Source organism: Salinicoccus sp. Bachu38, assembly GCF_038561955.2.
Classification (GTDB): domain Bacteria; phylum Bacillota; class Bacilli; order Staphylococcales; family Salinicoccaceae; genus Salinicoccus; species Salinicoccus bachuensis.
Map to the genome: position 1 here is coordinate 2,302,137 of NZ_CP138333.2, position 20,020 is coordinate 2,322,156.

The 20,020-nt window shown below is 48.6% G+C and carries 16 protein-coding genes; 4 read left to right on the plus strand and 12 right to left on the minus strand.

Going from position 1 to position 20,020, the window contains the following annotated elements:
* Positions 1 to 195: 195 nt before the first annotated feature.
* From RQP18_RS11690 to RQP18_RS11705, 4 genes are all read right to left on the minus strand, one after another.
* Complete coding sequence (locus RQP18_RS11690) at positions 196 to 1,206, minus strand: fumarylacetoacetate hydrolase family protein (protein ID WP_342387858.1); 1,011 nt, start codon at positions 1,204 to 1,206, stop codon at positions 196 to 198.
* 51 nt (positions 1,207 to 1,257) lie between these two features.
* Positions 1,258 to 3,537 (minus strand): arylsulfatase, encoded by a 2,280-nt coding sequence (locus RQP18_RS11695; RefSeq protein ID WP_373446068.1) that lies wholly within the window; start codon positions 3,535 to 3,537, stop codon positions 1,258 to 1,260.
* A 34-nt stretch (positions 3,538 to 3,571) separates the two neighbouring features.
* Positions 3,572 to 4,564, minus strand: a complete 993-nt coding sequence (locus tag RQP18_RS11700) for a formylglycine-generating enzyme family protein (RefSeq protein ID WP_342387860.1) — start codon at positions 4,562 to 4,564, stop codon at positions 3,572 to 3,574.
* Positions 4,565 to 4,793: 229 nt separating this feature from the next.
* A complete protein-coding gene (locus RQP18_RS11705) occupies positions 4,794 to 5,801 on the minus strand; it encodes an aldose epimerase family protein (RefSeq protein WP_342387861.1) in 1,008 nt (335 codons plus the stop codon).
* Positions 5,802 to 6,023: 222 nt separating this feature from the next.
* Here RQP18_RS11705 and glnA point away from each other — a divergent pair, with 222 nt between their 5' ends.
* Complete coding sequence (gene glnA / locus RQP18_RS11710) at positions 6,024 to 7,358, plus strand: type I glutamate--ammonia ligase (RefSeq protein ID WP_342387862.1); 1,335 nt, start codon at positions 6,024 to 6,026, stop codon at positions 7,356 to 7,358.
* A gap of 77 nt (positions 7,359 to 7,435) precedes the next feature.
* Here the strand turns inward: glnA and RQP18_RS11715 are convergent, their stop codons facing one another.
* Together RQP18_RS11715 and RQP18_RS11720 are read right to left on the minus strand one after the other, a co-directional pair.
* Complete coding sequence (locus RQP18_RS11715; RefSeq protein WP_342387863.1) at positions 7,436 to 8,182, minus strand: sulfite exporter TauE/SafE family protein; 747 nt, start codon at positions 8,180 to 8,182, stop codon at positions 7,436 to 7,438.
* A 159-nt stretch (positions 8,183 to 8,341) separates the two neighbouring features.
* Positions 8,342 to 8,998, minus strand: coding sequence for a haloacid dehalogenase type II (locus RQP18_RS11720; RefSeq protein ID WP_342387864.1), 657 nt, complete (start codon positions 8,996 to 8,998; stop codon positions 8,342 to 8,344).
* A 176-nt stretch (positions 8,999 to 9,174) separates the two neighbouring features.
* On the opposite strand from RQP18_RS11720, the gene RQP18_RS11725 reads away from it, so the two are divergent.
* Together RQP18_RS11725 and RQP18_RS11730 are read left to right on the plus strand one after the other, a co-directional pair.
* Positions 9,175 to 10,380 carry a hypothetical protein gene (locus RQP18_RS11725; RefSeq protein WP_342387865.1) on the plus strand — a complete coding sequence of 402 codons (1,206 nt, stop codon included), beginning with the start codon at positions 9,175 to 9,177 and terminating at the stop codon, positions 10,378 to 10,380.
* A 346-nt stretch (positions 10,381 to 10,726) separates the two neighbouring features.
* Positions 10,727 to 11,608, plus strand: a complete 882-nt coding sequence (locus RQP18_RS11730; RefSeq protein ID WP_342387866.1) for a glycerophosphodiester phosphodiesterase — start codon at positions 10,727 to 10,729, stop codon at positions 11,606 to 11,608.
* A 388-nt stretch (positions 11,609 to 11,996) separates the two neighbouring features.
* Here RQP18_RS11730 and RQP18_RS11735 read toward each other — a convergent pair whose 3' ends face one another.
* The 6 genes from RQP18_RS11735 to RQP18_RS11760 all read right to left on the minus strand — a co-directional run bounded on the left by RQP18_RS11735 (position 11,997) and on the right by RQP18_RS11760 (position 18,540).
* On the minus strand, positions 11,997 to 13,151 hold the full coding sequence (locus RQP18_RS11735; RefSeq protein ID WP_342387867.1) for an iron-containing alcohol dehydrogenase: 1,155 nt from the start codon (positions 13,149 to 13,151) through the stop codon (positions 11,997 to 11,999).
* 14 nt (positions 13,152 to 13,165) lie between these two features.
* A complete protein-coding gene (locus RQP18_RS11740) occupies positions 13,166 to 14,665 on the minus strand; it encodes a sodium:solute symporter family protein (RefSeq protein ID WP_373446069.1) in 1,500 nt (499 codons plus the stop codon).
* 111 nt (positions 14,666 to 14,776) lie between these two features.
* Entirely contained in the window at positions 14,777 to 15,202 is a 426-nt protein-coding gene (locus RQP18_RS11745; protein WP_342387869.1) for a hypothetical protein, read from the minus strand.
* Positions 15,195 to 16,628, minus strand: a complete 1,434-nt coding sequence (locus RQP18_RS11750; protein WP_342387870.1) for an aldehyde dehydrogenase family protein — start codon at positions 16,626 to 16,628, stop codon at positions 15,195 to 15,197. The genes RQP18_RS11745 and RQP18_RS11750 overlap by 8 nt, the downstream gene beginning before the upstream one ends.
* A gap of 68 nt (positions 16,629 to 16,696) precedes the next feature.
* Positions 16,697 to 17,680, minus strand: coding sequence for a LacI family DNA-binding transcriptional regulator (locus tag RQP18_RS11755; protein ID WP_342387871.1), 984 nt, complete (start codon positions 17,678 to 17,680; stop codon positions 16,697 to 16,699).
* 98 nt (positions 17,681 to 17,778) lie between these two features.
* Entirely contained in the window at positions 17,779 to 18,540 is a 762-nt protein-coding gene (locus RQP18_RS11760) for an SDR family NAD(P)-dependent oxidoreductase (protein ID WP_342387872.1), read from the minus strand.
* 148 nt (positions 18,541 to 18,688) lie between these two features.
* Here RQP18_RS11760 and hisD point away from each other — a divergent pair, with 148 nt between their 5' ends.
* The gene (hisD, locus tag RQP18_RS11765) at positions 18,689 to 19,972 is read left to right on the plus strand and encodes a histidinol dehydrogenase (protein ID WP_342387873.1); all 1,284 of its coding nucleotides are present in this window, start codon (positions 18,689 to 18,691) and stop codon (positions 19,970 to 19,972) included.
* Positions 19,973 to 20,020 lie beyond the last annotated feature (48 nt).

Here is a 20,020-nt window from a genome sequence, read left to right on the forward strand (position 1 = left end):
ATGAGTACCTATTAATTATATGAAAATTCTAATATTTTAAAACAAAATATACTAAATCGCTTTCACCAAACGTCAAAAACCCTTTAATAGAGCTATGTAAGCGTATTCCAAAAATAATTTAGATATGCGGATATGACCATGAAAACATATAGAAAAGCCTGGAATTTTACTGTCCAGGCCTTCTAAAAGCTTCATTCAGGATGTTGCATTTATGCCTTCATTGCGTGTTCTGGGGGGTGCATCGCTTTGCGGCACGATCCTGTTCCGTTGCTCCCCAAGGTTGATCTTCCCATCGGCACTTCTGATTGCACATCGCACCAGGTCGCCATCCTTCAGGTACCTTCCATTGCCTGCCTGATCCTCGACCATCATGTCGATCTTATCCTGTCCAGGCACCGCGAGGCTCGTCACTTTGCCGAGCAGCTCCGGTGTCAGGTTCATTGCGACCCCGCCCGTCGTTCCCGTCATGACAAGGTCGCCTCTTGAGAGGTCCATGATCTCAGAAAGCTCCATCAGCGTCTCTGCTGGCTTGAACAGAAGCTGGTCCGTATTCGCCGACTGGCGCAGTTCATCGTTGACCCACAGATCAAGTTCCAGTTCATTGATGAGTGGCACCTCCTCCCCATCGAGCAGATACAAATATGGACCTGTCGGACAGAATGTCCGATAGCTCTTGCCCTTCAGCCATTGGCCCTGAGGCAGCTGGATATCGCGGGCCGATATGTCATTGGTGATGACAAGGCCTGCCACATAATTATGAAGATCGTCTTCTTTTATATCCGATGCCTCCGTGATTTCTGTCCCGATGACGAGACCAAGCTCTATCTCATAGTCCAGAAGCTTTATGCCTTCCGGACGGATGACGTCTTCATAGGCACCGCACAGGGAACTGTCCGCCTTGCTGAAGATCATGTTGAATGGCGGGCGGGCCGCTTCCAGCCCCGACTCTTCACGGTGTGAGGAATAGTTCGCCCCCTGACAGACGATTCTTGCCGGCTTGGTCACCGGGCTCAGAAGCTTCGCCTCGGCTGCCGGAAATGACTTGGCACTCCCTGAGGCCAGGAGGGTTTTCGCCTCATCTGGTCCTTCTTCAAGAAATGCATCCAGTGTGCGGGACGTATTGGCGAGTGGAATCACCTCCTCACCGGCCAGGGCACCCCACCTTGTTTCATCATCTTTTTCGTATCTTACAATATGGATTCCCATGCTGCTTGCTCCTCTCGATTTTCATCAGTAATGCGCACTTTCTTTGAATCACTACTTGGCCAGAATATGTTCGCTTTCTTCAAAGTCGAATATGACTTTTTCAATTTCACCGGTGAACGGGAAGTTTTCTTCATCTGCATAATCCGGACTCACGGGATAGAGCAGATCCTTGCCGATGTCCATGCCTTCGAAGGAAGCTTTCAGTGGCAGTGTCTCCATCTCCGCTTCCCCGACAGGCTCATCGTTCAGGAACAGGGTGCCTGTGCCCTGGTTCTTGCCTGTATTTTCAAATGTGAACTCTACCGTATTCTTCCCTTCAGGAATGCTTTCATCAGAAGAGATTTTGTATCTGTCCGCCCCGTTATGGTTCTCGTAGTGGAGTGCACCATCCTTTACGTAGAAGGTGTAGCCGCTCTTGTCGTTGCCGAGTGCGAGCAGTACGCCTTCATCACTTTCTTCGACATCCACCGGAATCGTTATTCTATAGTTGCGGTCCAACGTCAGTGGAGCTGCGGATTCGCTGATATGCGACATTCCTGGATAGTATACGAATGTTTCACGGGAACGCAGGTTGCCTTCCGGCAGGTTGCCCAGCCCCTCAAGGAAATTTTCGGAAATCGGCAGCACGCCATTCTTTTCTGCTTCGACATGCCATATGTCGACAAGCTGTGAAACCTTTTCCGGATGCTGGTCTGCAACATCATTCAATTCCGAGAAATCTTCTGTCGTATTGTAGAGTGACCACCGGTCGTCGTCAAAGTCGGTACCTGGCTCATGCTGGGAGACGGCTTTCCATCCCTCATGATAGAGTGTCCGCTTTCCACTGAGTTCGAAGTATTGTGTATTCTTGCCCGTATCCGCTTCCGGGTCATCGAAACTTTCCGCAAAGCTTGTACCTGTGACTGGCATCTGCTCGATGCCGCCTATTTCCCCGGATGGCTCGATGCCAAGGACGTCATAGACTGTGGCGGTGATATCACTGACATGTGTAAACTGGCTCCTGACTTCACCCTTCGACTCGATGCCTTCCGGCCAGTGGACGATCATCGGTACGCGTATACCACCCGCATGGGTCGACCCCTTGAAGTTTGGAAATGGCGTATTGCTCACCTGTGACCAGCCGGAAGGATAGTCGCTGTTCGTCTCTCCACTGCCGATCTGGTCATATTTTTCATTGATTTCATCAAGGTCTTCCGGCAGCTTATTGTAGGCACGCGCCTGATTTGTCGCCCCATTCGGTCCGCCCGAGAAGCTTGCGCCATTGTCGGAGATGAAGACGATCATCGTGTTGTCGAGCTCTCCCATCTCCTCCAGTGAATCCACGAGTTTTCCGACCTGTTCATCCGTATGTGTAAGGAAGCCGGCGTATGTCTCCATGAATCTGGTATAGACCTTCTTCTGATCCTCGCTCAAAGTATCCCATGCCGGGACGCCCTCAGCACGCGGCGCGAGTTCAGCATCCTCAGGAATGATTCCAAGTTCCTTCTGACTTTCGAACCGCTCTTTGCGTATTACGTCCCATCCTGCATCATACTCCCCTTCATACATTTCGATGTATTCCTCCGCAACCTGATGCGGCATATGCTGCGCACCAAATCCGAGATACATGAAGAAAGGGTCGTCCGGACGGATGGATATATGGTCGGTCACATACTGTTCGGCATTGCCGATGATATCCTCCGAGTAGTGGTAGTCCTCTGCATCAGGCAGCGGGACGGCACTGTTGTCCCTGAACAGCTCAGGGCGGAACTGGTCGGATGAATCCTCCAGGTTTCCATAGTACCGGTCGAATCCTTTGCCGAGCGGCCACCTTTCATAGGGACCGGCTGCAGAAAGTTCTGTTGTCGGTGTAATATGCCATTTGCCGACACCGAAGTTCGTGTAGTCATTTTCTGCCAGCACTTCAGTGACGAAGCCCGCTTCATCCGGAATGGCTCCCCGGCTGTTCGGGTATTTCTCTCCAAAATCAAAGTTTGCCACGTTGCCCATGCCCACCGCATGCGGGTTCCTGCCCGTCAGCAGGGAGGCGCGCGTCGGTGAACACACCGGCGCCGTGTGGAAATTGTTATATCTTAACCCGTTTTCCGCCAGTGCATCGATATTGTCGGTGTTGATTTCAGAGCCGAAGCTGCCAAGATCCGAAAAGCCGGCATCATCGAGCACTATGTACATCACGTTTGTCTTCTCAGGAGTGTCTTCCGCCACCTTGCCGCCTTTGTCCATTCCCGGGCCCCCCGCCCCCGAGGCAATCAGCGAGGCTGCCAGTGTCGTTGCCGTAAGCTTTGAAAATTTGTCCAGATACTTCCTCCAAGGATAGTCTTTTCCCATCATATTGCTCCCTTCGTTTGTTCAATCTTGATACACGCTACTGCCTGATATCGGTGACACAGCGGAAACCGATGTTCCCGCTCGCACTGTCCGGCGTATTCCTCGTCCGGGCCGCGACCCGGTACCGGTTGCAGTAGGAATCATGGCACAGGTATGAACCGCCCCGCATAATCCGGAAGTCCCCCTTCTTCGGCCCTTGCGGATTGTTCTTTCCGCCACGGTTCTTTGTACTTTTCGCAAACCAGTCGGCACACCATTCCCAGACATTGCCGACAGTATTGTGGAGGCCGTAGCCATTGGGCGGAAAAGCGGCTGCAGGCGCAGTGCCCAAATGGCCGTCTGCTTTCGTATTCGTCTTCGGAAACCCCCCCTGCCAGATGTTGCAGCGGTGCTCACCGTCCGGCGTCAGTTCATCCCCCCACGGGTACAGCTTCTGCTCCAGACCACCGCGTGCTGCGAACTCCCATTCCGCTTCCGTCGGCAGCCTTTTGCCCGCCCATTCCGCATAGGCTGCCGCATCGTTCCATGAGACATGGACGACCGGATGGTCCATCCGACTCTCTACATTCGAATCCGGTCCTTCGGGATGCTTCCAGCATGCCCCCTGGACGACCAGCCACCATGGCGTATTCGGAACGACCCGCTTTACCCTGCGCTTTGTCCGGTCGCTGACGAACTGATAGAAGACGAATGACCACCCGAACTTCTCCGCTTCCGTCACATAGCCGGTGTCTTCGATGAATGTGCTGAAGGCTTCATTCGTCACAGCATGCACATCCATATGGAACGGATCGACCTTCACCCGTCTTGCTGGTCCCTCGCCATCATCCGGATAGCCCTCCCTGCCGTTCGTGCCCATAAGGAATGCGCCACCTGGTATGTACACCTGTTCAACCGCTGTCCCGGCTCCTTTCACTGAAGGTGCACGGCTCGCGTTCCCTGCATCATGAGATGCCACTTCATCGTCCATCACCATGATGTCACTCCGGTTCACACTGCAGCAGCAGTGTGAAGTATTGCTTTCATCCATCTGAATCCCCCCTGGTCCTTGAGTAATTTCGCAAACTCTGCATCACCTCCGCTTGTAAGCGCTACCAATAATAATCAGAATTTTCACTGATTTATTTAACTATAGGCATACGCAATTTTTAAGGAAACATAGATTAGGTACTAAATTTCTCACTTTTTTAGTATGTATATGGTGAATACTCCACTTTATAAAATAAAAATCCCCATGCTTCCATTGCATGGGGTATGCCCTAGTCTTCCACGCTGAATCTGAATACCGTCTCCCGCCTGTAGTCTCCGCTTGTTTCGATGCCGAAGCCGAGATCCAGGTGCACTGCAGCCGGCGAAGCTTGCGCCTCCATGCAGAAGCCCATATATTTTTGCGGCTTTCTGTCTGCGAGCGGCAGACCGTCATCCAGGTTGTTGCCCGTATAGAACACAAGTCCCGGGAAGTCGGTTTCCAGAGTGACTTTCCGTCCGCTCTCCGGTTCATACACTTCAAAATGATCCTTTCCTTCATATAGGAAGTAATGGTCAAATCCGCCATTCGCCAATTTCAGTTGGGGATCTTCGCTCTCGAACACTTCCTGCAGACGCCTGTCGGCACCAAGATCGAACATTCCTTCACACGGCTCGACGGACACAGGTATCAGCTCTTCATCCATCTTCAGATAGCGTGAAGCACTGCTCTTTACGAAGTGGTTCCCGATTGTACGCGCCGGATCACCGTTCAGGTTGAAGTAGACATGGTTGGTCGGTGCCACGGCTGTAGGCCCTTCACTCCCGACTTCATACTCGAGCTTCAGTGCATCATCCTCCCCGAGGGAATAGAGGATGCTGATTTCGGGGTGCCATGGGTAATCGTCGACCGATATGGTGAACTTCACCTTTTCGACGCCCGCTTCTTCGACGACTGTACTCTTCCACACCTTGTTCTGTACACCAACCTCTCCGCTATGGAGCGTGTGGTTTCCATCGTTGCTGTCGAAACGATACTTCTGCCCCTCCACTTCGATTTCTGCACCCCTCACCCTGCCGGCAATCGGTGCAATGGTCGCACCGAGCAGATGGAGATTGCCCCGGTATTCCTCGAGGGAATCATTGCGCAGCACGACATTGCTGAAGTCCCCATTCCGGTCCGGCACATGGATTCCGGTGATGCTCGCCCCGATATTCAATAGCTCGACCTTCATGCCCGTGCTGTTTTCCATTAAGTATTCCACAATTCCATCCTGATGCTTCTTTTCAGTGATTTTCATATCCATTCTCCTCATCCTGCCTTATCATATTAGGAAGTATACCCGGAATCCGCCAATGCAACCTGCAGATTTCCCTTTCACTTCATAAAGATACTCGGAATTTTTCACACACAGAAAAATCTGTTTATTATTTTTACGTTTAGCCTTTCAATGTTAAGGTTAAAGAGTATGGAATAGTGTCCAAAATCAAAGGCACAAAAATTTTAGGAGCGTGTTTACTTTATGAGTGAGTACTCGAGGGAAGATATTTTAAGGATTGCGGAAAGTGAAAATGTCAGGTTCGTCAGACTGCAGTTCACTGACATTCTGGGCACAATCAAAAATGTGGAAATACCAGCCAGTCAGCTTGAGAAGGCGCTTGACGGTGAAGCGATGTTCGACGGCTCCTCCATCGAAGGTTTTGTCAGGCTGGAAGAATCCGATATGTACCTGAAACCCGACCTGGATACTTGGGTGATCTTCCCATGGGAGCACAACGGCAAGAGAATCGCCAGACTGATCTGTGATGTATATGACATCGACGGCAACCCTTTCGAAGGAGATCCACGATCAAATCTGAAAAGGGTCGTCAAGGAAATGGAGGAAATGGGCTATGAAGGCATGAATCTTGGTGCCGAGCCGGAATTCTTCCTCTTCAAGCTCGATAGAAACGGTAATCCGACTACGGAACCGAGTGATGAGGGCGGCTACTTCGACTTGGCTGCAATGGATGACGGCGAGGAATGCCGTCGTGAAATCTCGCGCACATTGGAAGAGATGGGCTTCGAAGTCGAGATGTTCCACCATGAAAACGCCCCGGGACAGCAAGAGATCAGCTTCAAGTATGCAGACGCCGTCACATCTTCCGACAACCTGCAGACATTCAAGCTGGTCGCAAAAACAATCGCGAGACGCTATAACCTGCATGCGACATTCATGCCGAAGCCTCTCTATGGACACCCGGGAAGCGGCATGCACTATAACGTCTCCCTCTTCCGCGATGGACAGAACGTCTTCTATGACGAAAACGACGAATTCGGCCTCAGCAAGGAGATGCGCCACTTCATGGCGGGGCTGCTGCTCCATGCCAGAGGATATACCGCCGTCTGCAACCCGCTCGTCAACTCCTACAAGCGTCTGCAGTCCGGCTTTGAGGCACCGAAGTACATCGCATGGAGCGGACGCAACCGTTCGCCGCTCCTCAGAATTCCTTCCACACGCGGTGCGGCGACACGTGCAGAAGTACGGTCACTCGATCCCTCCGCAAATCCGTACCTTGCGACCGCAGCCATCCTGAAAGCGGGGCTCGAAGGTGTCCGCAACGAAACCGAGCTCGATACACCAGTCGACGAGAACATCTACGAGATGACGAAGAAGCAGAGGGATGTCGAAAACATCGAAGATCTGCCGACGACGCTCTATACCGCACTCAAGGCACTGAAGGAAGACACCGTCATCCAGGAAGCGCTCGGCAAGCACATCTACAAGCAGTTCTATGACAACAAGACGCTCGAATGGCAGATGTACAGCTCACAGATTACCGAGTGGGAACTCGATGAATACCTGACGCAACACTAGAGATTGCTGCTCCACACAGAAGACCGCCGGTTGGAATGATTTCCAACCGGCGGTCTTTCATTTTCAAGCCTGTACCCCTATCTGATGAACAGTATGATCGCAAAGAAGATGATTGCGAAAATCAATATCCTTTCCAGCAACTTGTCCGGCAGGATGCTCGCATACCTGCCGCCGATGGAACCGCCGATGGCGGAACCGATGGAGAGTGCGATGGCGAATTTCCAGCTGATCAGGTCGTTGAAGATGAAGACGAAAGTCGATATTGAAATATAGATGGCAATGACGAGCGTCTTGATGCCATGCATTTCCGACATCGGTATCCTCGGGATGAGCATGAGCAGTGTCAGACTGATAAAGAAGCCGACCCCTGCCTGGAGTGCACCACCATATATGCCGATCAGGATGAATGCGACTGCCAGCAATGGGATGGAAATCTTCGGATTGAACTTTCCTTTTATGTAGCGCTGCGGCTTGATGATGAGCAGGACTGCGAAAATGACCATGAATGTGGCCAGCAGGGTATCGAATGTATCGTCTGCGATGTTGACGGCAATGCGTGCGCCATAGATCGAGGCGATGGTCGTCGGAATCGCAAGGAGCAGGCCGAACCGCCAATTCAGGTGCCCATTCTTATGGAACTGGTACAGTGCGAATCCATTCTGGAACAAGATGGCGATCCGGTTCGTCCCGTTCGCCACATTGGAGGGCAGACCGAAGAATATCAGCATCGGCAGTGTGAGCATGGAACCGCCTGCTGAGACGATGTTGATGAAGCCAACGACGATGCCGACGGCAAGTATTGCGATGAGTGACACTATTTCCATATGACCGCTTCTTTCTTTTAATCTTTGCCTTTATGAAACGCTTTTAAGGTTCAAGCATAATCATATCAGCTTTATATGCAAAATACACCGGGGTGGCCATAATTTATAAGAAGGACAGGGGCAAAGACTGCGATAAGACGCCCCTGTCCCTTCATATGCCTAAAACCATTCGAGTATGCCATTCAGATCCGTATATGCCCGGTCGGGCTGGATATCCAACGTTTCAGGCTGCTGCCGGCCACGGTTGATCCATGCCGTATGGAAACCGAAGCTCGCCGCGCCCATGATGTCCCATGAATTCGATGACATGAAGAGCACTTCCTCCCTTTCCACATCCAATCGATCCAGTGCATGGGCATAGGCGGCAGCAGCCGGCTTGTACTGCTTGATTTCATCTGCACTGATGACCATATCGATATTACCGGCAATCCCGGAACCGCTGACGAGCGGGCGAATCATGTTTTCCGAGCCGTTCGAGAATACGACACGCTGTTTATCCGATAGCTTCTCGAGCACATCTTCCACCTCTTCAAACAATTCAAGTTCCAGATAGGCATCCATCAGCATATCTTCACTTTCCTTTGTAAGGCTTGCCCCTTCCGACTTGCATGCGTACCGCAGTGCCTCCCGGGTCACTTCATCAAATGGCCGGTACCGTCCCATCAGCTGCCTCTGGAAAAAATACTCCAGCTGCTTCTTCCGCCAGGTCACACTGATCGCCTCCCCCTTCTCCGGGAAAACCGAGTCGCATGCCGCCTTCACCGAATGAACATCGTACAATGTGCCATATGCATCGAACACCAGTGCCTTGATCATAACCAATCCCCTTCCGCAATTCATGATGCTTTACAGCTACCCTACATGCCCCCATGCAAACACAGAAATGTCGGCATCATTTAAAAACATGAAAAACATACTGATATAGGAATAGTTTACCTGTATTACGGTTATAAGAAAGGAAGCGCAGAAATAGGCAACAGGAGGTGACCTGGATGACGAAGAAAAGCATCGCATTGATTACAGCACCCGGTATCGCAGAGCGTTTTGGTGCGGAGCTGGTGGATGAATTGCCAGAGATGCTCGACTACTACATTACCGATGATTATGAGTGGGAGGTCCATTACTATGAAGATATACTTACCGGCGGCACGAACGATTCGACGGAAGTGCTTGATGCCGTCCTTAGAAGACAGGAGCGCGAAGAATGGGACTATATCATTGTCCTGACCGACCTCCCGCTTTTCAAGGAAAAGAAGCCGGTTGTGGCGGAAGCGCTCAAGGATAGGGGGGCAGCCTTCCTCAGCCTGCCGGGCTTCGGCTTCACAATGATGAGAAAGCGTGTGCAGGAAGCCATCCTGCAGCTGATCAATGAAATGTACTACGGAACTTCAGATGAAGGACGGAAAGCTTCCGAGGCGAACCTGAAATCACAAAGGAGGCAGAAGTTTGATGCCCTGAGGAACAAAAATTCAAGAGCACTCATCGGTACACGCCTCTTCGAACGCTTTGCCCCCCTCATCCGGGAAACACCCGAGCAAGAGGAGACAGGCGTGGATGTCCGGTATACTGTCAAAACACGGCTGGGGGGGATGATACGGATTGTCTCGGGCATGGTATTCGCCAATGAGCCATGGCAGATGTTTCCCGCCTTCGGAAAAATTATCGTCATCGCCTTCACAACCGGCGCCTATGCCCTTGTATTCCAGACATTATGGCAGCTCAGTACAAATTACAGCGTGCCACGTGCCGTCCTGATGACCATCTTTTCAATTCTGGCCCTCACCACTTGGATCATCCTGGCCCATGGTCTATGGGAAAGAAAAAATGATGAACACACCGCTTTCCTAAGAAAACTGTATAACGCAACCACATTCTTCACACTGCTCCTGACGGTCATCATATACTACGTTATTCTGTTCATGATGTTTCTGACCCTGACGCTTCTCCTCATGTCACCCGCCCAGATTGAGTCCTATACATCCTCCCCTGTGCACTTGGGCATCTATGCCTACACCTCATGGATCGGGGCAAGCCTCTCGACAATCATCGGGGCCGTCGGTTCCGCCTTCGAGGATGAACAGGTCGTCCTCGACAGCACATACGGACACCGTCAGCGCCAGCGACATGAGAAGCTGAAGGAACAGCGCCAGAAGGAAAAGGAACAGGAGAAGGAAGAAAGCAGGAAGTATGAGGAATAGAATAATCGTGCGTTCAACCAGCACCCTTCAAAGTATACGCTTTGAAGGGTGCTTTTCTTATGATCACTCAATAAGGGATGGGAACATTGGAAGACCATGCAAGGTCAGATGAAAAACGCCCTGATACATTCATGATGTTAGGAACATTTACAGCATATTAACACGAACTTCATCGTGTCTGAATATTTTTCCATTAGTCTGTTTATGTACGTCACTTTACGAGGAGGGTTCGAAGAAAACTGAACGGTTGATTATCAATTTGTACAGAATAGGATGGAACTACAGTTTGCTGCAGTCCCCCTGATCAGAACAAAACCGGAATAATTTTAATAAAGGAGAGAAGATTATGAAAAACTTTGCAGACACCTTGGTGAAAACTTTATTGACGATAGTCCTTTTAATAGGCGCATTGGTAGTATCGAATGGACAACATACAGTTTCGGCAGCTGGAAAGAGCGGCATGGCTGACCATGCCTCAAAACATACGCTGAACATCGCACATAGGGGCGCTTCCGGTTATGCCCCTGAAAATACAATGGCAGCATTTGATAAGGCTTTGGAAATGAAGGCAGATTATATTGAAATAGATATTCAATTGAGCAGAGACGGTGAAGTAGTCTTAATGCATGATGCGATGGTCGACAGAACGACAGATGGTTCAGGGAGAATAGATGCATTCACCCTAGAAGAATTGAAACAGTTGGATGCCGGTAGCTGGTTTGGACCCCAATATGCTGGAGAACAGATTCCTACATTGGAAGAAATACTCGATGCATACCGGGGAAAAACAGGCATCCTGATTGAAATCAAAAATCCATCCCAGCACCCTGGTATTGAAGAAAGGCTTGCTGCTGCATTGGAAGAAAGGAGTATGGACAAGCCAAATAATGGGAAGATCATTGTACAATCATTCGACCACGGTTCAATAGAATATTTCAATGAACTCCTTCCGAATGTCACCACCGGCGTACTCGTAGGCTATGACGCTGAAGGCATATCTGATGAACAACTCGCCCAGTTCTCCACATACGCTGATTATGTCAATCCTAATCATCAGATGGTGGATGAAAATCTTGTCAGCCAAATTCATCATCACGGCATGAAGATTGCTCCATATACAATAAACGATCAATCACGGATCAATGAACTTATGGATTATGGTGTTGATGGAATCATTTCGGATTACCCAGACCTTGTGGGCCATAACAGCGCATTACACTACAATTAGGAACACCTCTCATTTCAACATCTGATATAGATGATTAATATCAAAAACCATAAGTGTCATGCTTTTTGAGCATGACACTTATGGTTTTTACTTCATCATTAGATGGCACCATCCATATTGACGGCAGCCTCGTTGCGGATAAAAGACAACTATCCAAACGAAACACAGAAACGTAAGTATGGAGAGATAGTGACGAAACAGTTCCAAGGTAAAGAGTAGCACCACTCCGTACAGTACAACGGCTGGACAATGATTGTACACAGACCGATCACTGAACAATTCGATGTTGGGGATCACGTCATCCTGAAGCCGATGTATGTTGGATGAGTGGACGCACAGGAAGGGAGGGGATCATTTTTGATCTCCTCCCTTTCTTTGAATAAACGACTCACCCTTCAAATGCATCGGTGTATATTTTTCTTACAACTTCTTCTTTCAGCTCCAATGGGCTTCTGACAAGCAGTCTTGTCTGCTTTAGGGCATTCTTCGTCAGAAGCTCGATATCATCTTCCGTTATGTCATAGTACTGGAGATTTCTCGGCAGACCCACGTCTTCTACAAGATTGAAAAGCTTCTGCACTATTTCTGAAGCGATTGCCATCGAATCCTTGCCTGCTGTATCGATTTTAAATATTGGTGCCAGCTTCGACAGCTTATTGCTGCATGACTTCTGGATGATATTGTAGACATATGGGAGGAGCACTGCATTTGATTCACCATGAGGAATTTTAAAGTTCCCACCCAAAGGATATGCTAGCGCATGTACGCCAGCGACACCTGCATTGTAGAAGCTTAATCCTGCCATAATGCTCGCAGCAGACAATTCGTTTTTGGCTTCATGATTTTTAGCGTCCCATACACCTTCCCTGACATTGTTGTAGATCTTTTCGATGGCTCCCATGGCCAAGTTGTCGGTTATTGGAGTCGCGTTTACAGAAGTGAACGCTTCTATCGCGTGGGTGAAGGCATCTACACTGCTTGCTGCTGCGACTTTGGGCGGCAGGGAATACGTATATACCGGATCAATGATGGCATAAGTTGCCAGCATGAGCGGGTCGGTTACGGCATCCTTGCTGTCTCCAGTCGAGAATACCGCGATATCAGTGATTTCCGCACTTGTTCCAGAAGTTGTCGGCATCAGTATGTTCGGTATTTTCTCTTTGCCGAGTTTTTTATCCCCGGTCAAATTCAGATAGTTTCCAATTTCTCCTTCCTGGACTGCAATCAGTGATGCAGCTTTCACCAGGTCGAGAGTACTGCCGCCCCCCAGCCCAATAATAAGATCTGGGGAAGCCTTCCTGACTTCTTCAACGATTTCATTCCCTTTTTCAACTGAAGGTTCGGCCATTACATTTGTGGATAATTCATACTTGATACCCTGATCATCAAGTATGGATTTTATTTTGCCGGTAGAGCCCAGCTCTTCCAGTATTGGGTCACATAGGATATAGACTTTCTTTACGTCCATTTCTTTGACGATATCATTTATCTCATCAGTGGAATCCACCCCGTGATGTATATGTGCGGGTGATATCAATTTCATATTCATCTCTCCCTTTATTGAGCATCTTCAAATTGCACAAGGTTGTTATCTCCAGGCTTCGAAGTGACCAGGGTCATGATTACCATGACAGCCATGGATATTATTACGCCCATGCCCGCTGCAGCGAATGGGTTGGAGACATCCAGTCCAAATGGCAGGTAAATGAACCAATACGCGATTGTACCCGCTGCCAGTGATGTAATCGCCGATGTCCTGTTGGCTCTCTTCCATAGCGAACCGACGACAAGTGGTCCGGCTGTTGCCGAAACAATACCACCGATACCAATCCACATGAATATGGAGAGGAACTCCGGCGGGTTCCAGGCGACTATGCCTGCAAGCATGAGGAACAGAAATGTTGAATACCTGCTTATCGCAAGCTCATATTTCTCAGCTTTCTCTTCACTCATCTTCGTCCTCGGCACGATCGACAGTCTGAATATGTCGTTGGCAAGTATTTGTGTCAATGATACTACCAGACCATCAGAAGTGGACATTACTGCAGAAAGGACAGCGACTGCCAGGAATGCCGCTAGAAATGGCGGGAAGATTTCAGTGAATAGCGTAGGAATTACCGCATCTGCCCTTATATCTGTGCTCGGATCCAATACTCCGATCGCAAGCATGCCCCCAAGACCCATAAGTGGGAGGATTGTCGCAAATATAGTCGTGAACATGAGCAGCTTTTTCAGGTCCTTGTTTGAGCGGACCGCCATGAATTTATTCCCGAGGTGAGGCTGTACAGCAAACGGCAGGTGGGCAATCAGCAAGAGAAGTACCAGCCAGATGCTTCCATACGTTTCATCGCCTGGAATGAACAGCTGTCCAAAGTGGCCTTCAGGCCTTCTTTCCGTAATTCTATCGATCAGTTCACCGAAGCCGCCTTCCACACCTACACCTAATGCGAAACAGACGACAACAGTCAGTGCAATCAGCACCATCAGCGCTCCCTGGACGGCATCAGTCATAATATCCGAGTGGGAGCCACCCAGGAATACATAGATTCCTATGACTACGATTGTAATGATGATGCCCACACCATAATCAAGCCCCATCATTATCTGGAACATGGTCGCAGCTGCAACAAGCTGTGAAATGACGTAGAAGATCAGCAGAATGGATATGACTGCCAATACCAGTCTTAATATATTACTGTTGTAGCGATTTCCGATGAATTCAGGAATGGTCCGGGTTCCGAGCTTATCCCCATATTCTTTGATCGCTTTCGCGAAGAACAGCATACCAAATACTGTAGCTACCGGGTAAAGCAAGGGATACCAGAGTGATGGTGCCCCCAAAGCATATGAAAGTCCAGGCATACCCATGAAAGTGGATCCGCTGGCAATACCCGCACTGATTACAAGCGCAATGGTGACGGGACCATAACTGGATCTTGCTGTCGCGAAATCATCACTCGTATGTGTCTTTTTCATCCCAAGATAACCGAAAACCAGCATGGCTCCTATGAAGATACTCATGAATATCCATGACCACATGATTACACTATCCATCATTTAACCCCCTTCTTCCCGTTCAGGAATGACGTCTTGAACAGGATCAGATACATTGCTACCCATGTTGTGAAATTGACTGCAAAAATTATATACAAAAAAGTCATCGCAATTTCATCCCCTTATTATCATTTTGTATATCTCATCGTTCTTCTTAAGCTTCCTGCGCATACCGCTCACTTCTTCATGAAGGACATAGCCTCCATTCTCCTCTGTAATCCGATAGGGGAGGTAGATGTAATACTGGTCCACCTTCTCTATTTCCGGATAGCTCCAACTTTTCTTCTTGTACATATAATGATGCCTGAGTAGATCATAGCCGTTCTTTCCAATGTCATAGATCATTTCCACCGGAATTGTATAAGGATACTTCTTCTCTCTATATGCCTCGTAGTCATCAGTTAAAAAGGAAGTCTCCTTTTGGATAAGATCAGTCGCCAGCATATGCCTGAGCTTCTTCTTGCCCAAGAAAGGCAGCGGCTTGTATATTACGTGCCACTGGGAAATCAGGATCGGCAGGTTGAATTTGATTTCATTCATAGTTCAGGCTGATCATTTTCAATTTCGCCATCTCCCTGATGGCATATTTGATGCCTTCAGTGCCATATCCCGAGTTTTTCCTGCCGTTGTATGGCATATGGTCAAAGCGCAATGTAGGGACATCGTTTATAAGGACCTGGCCATAATCAAGCGCATTGCCAAGCTTCAGGGCTCTCTTCAGATCATTCGTGAAGACACCCACATTCAGACCGAATTCAGAGGCATTCAGTTTCTCGGACATTTCCATCGTCGATGCTGCCTTTTCCACTACAAGAACCGGACCGAATATTTCATTTGTGCATATTTTCATATCATCAGATGTATTTGCCACGATGGCAGGCGTCACACTGCCATTGATCCTCTCGCCGCCAGTGATGATTTCAGCACCATCCTGTACCGCTTCCTCCAGCCATTCGGCTATCCTCTCCTGGCTCTGTCCATCAATGAGATCCGAGAAGTCCGTCGCTTCATCGAGCACATCACCATACTTCAGAGCTTCAGTCTGCGTCTTCAAGTGCGAGATGAACTCATCATAGATTGCCTCATCGATATAGGCCTTCTGGGTACTTATGCACACCTGTCCATTATATGAAAATGCACCATTCACGACCTTCTTTGCTATCCCCTCGAAATCATCGATGTCTTTGGTGATGTAGACGGGTGATGTGCTCCCCAGCTCCAGAGTGAGTTCTCTCAGCCCCACTTTGGATTTGATGATCTTTCCTACTCTGGCACTGCCCGTAAACGAAAGTTTCTTGATTTCATCAAATTCAAGCAAATGATCGGTGACCCTCTCTCCATCTCCGGTGACTATTTGGAGCACATCTTCCGGCAGACCGCTTTCTTCAAAAATATACCTGATGAAGAAGGAGGAGAAAGGTGTCTTCTCAGAGGGCTTTATGATCACCGAATTGCCCACCGCAATTGCCGGACCAATTTTATGAAGCGCCAGGTTCAGAGGGAAATTGAATGGCGTCATGGCATACACGATGCCAAGCGGTTCGTACTTCGTAAATGCCTCCCTATTAGAGCCATTCGGGGCAACATCTAGGTTGATGGATTCCCCTTCGAGCTTTGACGCTTCGATTCCTGAAAGCTTCAAGGTCTGCACACATCTGCTCACTTCCTGCCTTGCAGCCTTGATCGGCTTTTTGGCTTCCAGACTTATGATTTCTGCCATCGTATCTGAATGGGTTTCCAGCAGCCCAGCAGCCTTCAAAAGGATGTCCGTACGGTCGTAGCTGCTGTGACGCCTGAACCGTTCAAAAGCTTTCTGGGAACGTTGGACTACTTCAGTCAGGCTTTCCTTATCAAAGTCGTAGATTTGAAATGTGTTCAAATCACCAAAATATTCGTATGGATAAGTATCCAGGTTGAATTCCTTATCCTTCGCGATTTCCTTATCCAGCAGTTCCATATAATTCATTACGTGACCTCCAAAGTCATTATTTGGGGTGATGCTTTTAAATGAATACGTATTCATTTAAGGGGAAACTATACCGTGCCCCTTTCATATAACTGGCATGAGTAAGTCTCCTGTATCAGACTGTCATTTCGACCCTCAATCTGTTCTATCAGATGTCTTATGGCGATTTCTCCCAGATTCCTTCCCTGCTCCAAACCTATCGAAGTGATGTCAAACGAACTATGCTGGCTCAGCTCAGTATTATCTATCCCTATCAGAGCAATATCATCAGGGATGGAAAAACCCTTTCTTTGAAGCACATCCATGATTTTCATGGCAATCATATCTGTCGCAGCAAATATTGCTGTGGGCCGCTCCTTTTTCGACAGCACTTCGTTCAGCTCCTGTTCTATCGCCACCGGATTCTGAGGCGTGATGGAAACATTGGATGCCGGCACTTCCACATCATGCTGTTTCATCGAATCACAGAAACCATCATACCTTCCGCGAAAGGTCGATTTTTCCAACTCTCCCCCGAACCAATGAATACTGGTGTGGCCCTTTTCAATCAGATACTTGGCAGCCATTTCTCCTGCCTGGTAATTGTCCAATTCAACAAAATTACCCCCCTTTTCGTGCTTGCGGTTGAACATTATGTAAGGGACATCAAGATTGACAAGGTCGTCAAAATGGGGACTGTTGAAGTACATGGAGGAAAGTATGATGCCTTCCGTCCTTTGGGAGAACACAGTGTTATAGAGATCATCTTTCGGAAAGTCCTCTTCGAAATAGACATTTACATTAAAGCCTTTCAAATATGCATAGTTGATGATCTTCTTTGTCGTCTCGACAAAGAATGGGTTGTTCAGGGTGCCTGAAATCAAGGAAATCTGATTGGTCTTGTTGCTGATCAGCGACCTGGCTACAGAATCAGGCCTGTAGTTCAGCTCCTTCATCACCCTTTCCACAGCTTCCCGTTTTTCTTTCCTGACTGATGCGGGATTATTAATCACCCGTGAAACCGTAGACTGGGAGACCCCCGCTTTTTTTGCAATATCTTTGGAAGATACCATTTCACACCTCGCAAGCGCTTACATTTTTCATTAAACATTTATCTTATAATTTTGTCAACAGGCGGTTGTACAATTATTAACATCGAATTTCGCCATTTTTATATGGCAGTCCATCCACCATCCACTTTTATTGTCTCTCCTGTGATGAAGTTGGCCATATCTGAAGCCAGGAATAGCACGGCACCAGAAACATCCGATGGCTCGGCGATTTTGCCCAGTGGTATTCTGCTCAGCACATCCCGATAAAAATCCTCGTCCTCCAGGAACTTCTCTGTCAAAGCCGTTTTGACGAAAGTCGGCGCCACTGCATTCACTTTGATATTCTTATCCGCCCATTCAATTGCCAACGCTTTCGTCAGTTGGACCGCTCCTCCTTTACTTGAGGAATAGGCAGCACGCTTTATATATCCTACGAAAGCCATCTGGGATACGATATTGATCACCCTCCCCCTGCCTTGCTCAGCCATATATCTGCCGGCACGCTGGGAACAGAAGAACACTCCTTTCAAGTTCGTATCCAGCACTTTGTCCCAGTCCTCCTCGGTTACATCGAATGCATCCTGCAAAATATTGACACCTGCGTTGTTTACCAGAACATCAATGCCCTTCATCCTGGATTCAGCTTCGTCCACCATTTCATATACACTTTGAACGTCCTGCATATCGGCAACGATGTATGAGCAATCCGTTGTCATGTCCTGAAGTTCCTTCGTGGTCTCGGAAAGATCCTTTTCATTTCTTCCCGTAATGGTTACCGTGGCACCACACTCTGCAAAACGCATCGCAATGTCTCTGCCCAAACCCTTGCTTCCGCCAGTCACAAGAACTTTCTGACCCGCCAGATCTTTAAAGTATTCCATAAGCAACCCCTTTTTTAAAATTAAAATTAGAAAACTCAATATTTATTGACAAATGAATACGGTTTCATTTATCTTATATTCAACACCTCTAAATATCAAGCGTTTTATATAATTTTTTGCATACGTATTCAAAAAAGGAGAGATGAGGATGGCAACATATTTGAAAAAAGGCAAGATGCCCGAGGAAATAAAGGAGAGTGACGATAAGGTTTCCAAGATTGTCCAATCTACGATAAAGGATATCGAAGACGAAGGGGACAAGGCAGTTCGCAGGCTCTCAGAGCAGTTTGATGACTGGAGCCCCGAAAATTTCCAGCTGAGCCAGTCACAGATAGAGGATATAATTGCAGAAATTCCCGAACAGACCAAAAAGGACATTGAGTTTGCACAGAACAACATAAGACAGTTTGCTGAAGAGCAACTGAAATCCATGAAGGATATCGAAGTCGAAACAATGCCCGGCGTAATACTTGGACACAAGAACATACCCGTGAACAGTGTCGGCTGCTACATTCCCGGCGGGCGCTATCCGATGGTCGCTTCAGCCCACATGAGTGTGCTTACCGCCAAAGTCGCAGGCGTCAAAAGAGTGATTGCATGCACACCTCCGATCAATGGGGAGATTCCTGCTGCCACCGTATACGCCATGCACAAGGCAGGAGCGGATGAAATCTACATCCTTGGCGGCATCCAGGCCATGGCGGGAATGGCTGTAGGGACGGAAAGTATTGATTCTGTCGACATGATAGTCGGTCCAGGGAATGCATTTGTTGCAGAAGCAAAACGGCAGCTCTACGGACGCGTAGGCATCGATCTGTTTGCAGGTCCGACTGAAACACTTGTTGTCGCTGATGAAACCAGTGAACCTGAAATGATTGCAACCGACCTTCTGGGCCAAGGTGAACACGGCCCCACCTCCCCTGGCGCACTGATCACCACTTCCAAGGAAATTGCAGAGGAAACGGTAAAAGAGATCGAACGACAGCTGAAAGTCCTCCCGACTGCTGATGTGGCCAGTGTATCCTGGGAAGACTACGGACAGATTATATTGGTCGAAAATGAGCAGGAGGCACTGGAAGAAGCAGACAGGCTGGCATTCGAGCATGTTGAAATCCTGACCAAAAACCCGGACTTCTTCCTGGAAAACATGACAAACTACGGTTGTCTCTTCCTCGGACCTGAAACCAATGTTGCATATGGTGACAAAGTCATCGGAACCAACCACACTCTGCCTACAAAAGGTGCAGCAAAGTATACAGGCGGCCTGTGGGTCGGCAAGTTCCTCAAGACCGTCACATATCAGAAGATCACATCCGAAGAACAGAGTGCCTACATTGGAGAATATGCAGCCAGACTATGCCAGCTCGAGAACTTCGCCGGCCATGCAGAACAGGCATTGCTTAGGGTTAGAAAGTATGGGGATAAAGAGTAGTAAGGGAAACAGGGAGAAGACAATGGCAAAAGAGCTAAGCCTTGAATG

Coding starts and splice junctions, on each gene's coding strand:
- RQP18_RS11690 (WP_342387858.1), bottom strand. CDS start 1,206: ATGGGAATCCATATTGTAAGATACGAAAAAGATGATGAAACAAGGTGG.
- RQP18_RS11760 (WP_342387872.1), bottom strand. CDS start 18,540: ATGGAATACTTTAAAGATCTGGCGGGTCAGAAAGTTCTTGTGACTGGC.
- RQP18_RS11700 (WP_342387860.1), bottom strand. CDS start 4,564: ATGGATGAAAGCAATACTTCACACTGCTGCTGCAGTGTGAACCGGAGT.
- RQP18_RS11755 (WP_342387871.1), bottom strand. CDS start 17,680: ATGGTATCTTCCAAAGATATTGCAAAAAAAGCGGGGGTCTCCCAGTCT.
- RQP18_RS11705 (WP_342387861.1), bottom strand. CDS start 5,801: ATGAAAATCACTGAAAAGAAGCATCAGGATGGAATTGTGGAATACTTA.
- RQP18_RS11735 (WP_342387867.1), bottom strand. CDS start 13,151: ATGAAATTGATATCACCCGCACATATACATCACGGGGTGGATTCCACT.
- RQP18_RS11715 (WP_342387863.1), bottom strand. CDS start 8,182: ATGGAAATAGTGTCACTCATCGCAATACTTGCCGTCGGCATCGTCGTT.
- RQP18_RS11720 (WP_342387864.1), bottom strand. CDS start 8,998: ATGATCAAGGCACTGGTGTTCGATGCATATGGCACATTGTACGATGTT.
- RQP18_RS11725 (WP_342387865.1), top strand. CDS start 9,175: ATGACGAAGAAAAGCATCGCATTGATTACAGCACCCGGTATCGCAGAG.
- hisD (WP_342387873.1), top strand. CDS start 18,689: ATGGCAACATATTTGAAAAAAGGCAAGATGCCCGAGGAAATAAAGGAG.
- glnA (WP_342387862.1), top strand. CDS start 6,024: ATGAGTGAGTACTCGAGGGAAGATATTTTAAGGATTGCGGAAAGTGAA.
- RQP18_RS11750 (WP_342387870.1), bottom strand. CDS start 16,628: ATGAATTATATGGAACTGCTGGATAAGGAAATCGCGAAGGATAAGGAA.
- RQP18_RS11730 (WP_342387866.1), top strand. CDS start 10,727: ATGAAAAACTTTGCAGACACCTTGGTGAAAACTTTATTGACGATAGTC.
- RQP18_RS11740 (WP_373446069.1), bottom strand. CDS start 14,665: ATGATGGATAGTGTAATCATGTGGTCATGGATATTCATGAGTATCTTC.
- RQP18_RS11745 (WP_342387869.1), bottom strand. CDS start 15,202: ATGAATGAAATCAAATTCAACCTGCCGATCCTGATTTCCCAGTGGCAC.
- RQP18_RS11695 (WP_373446068.1), bottom strand. CDS start 3,537: ATGATGGGAAAAGACTATCCTTGGAGGAAGTATCTGGACAAATTTTCA.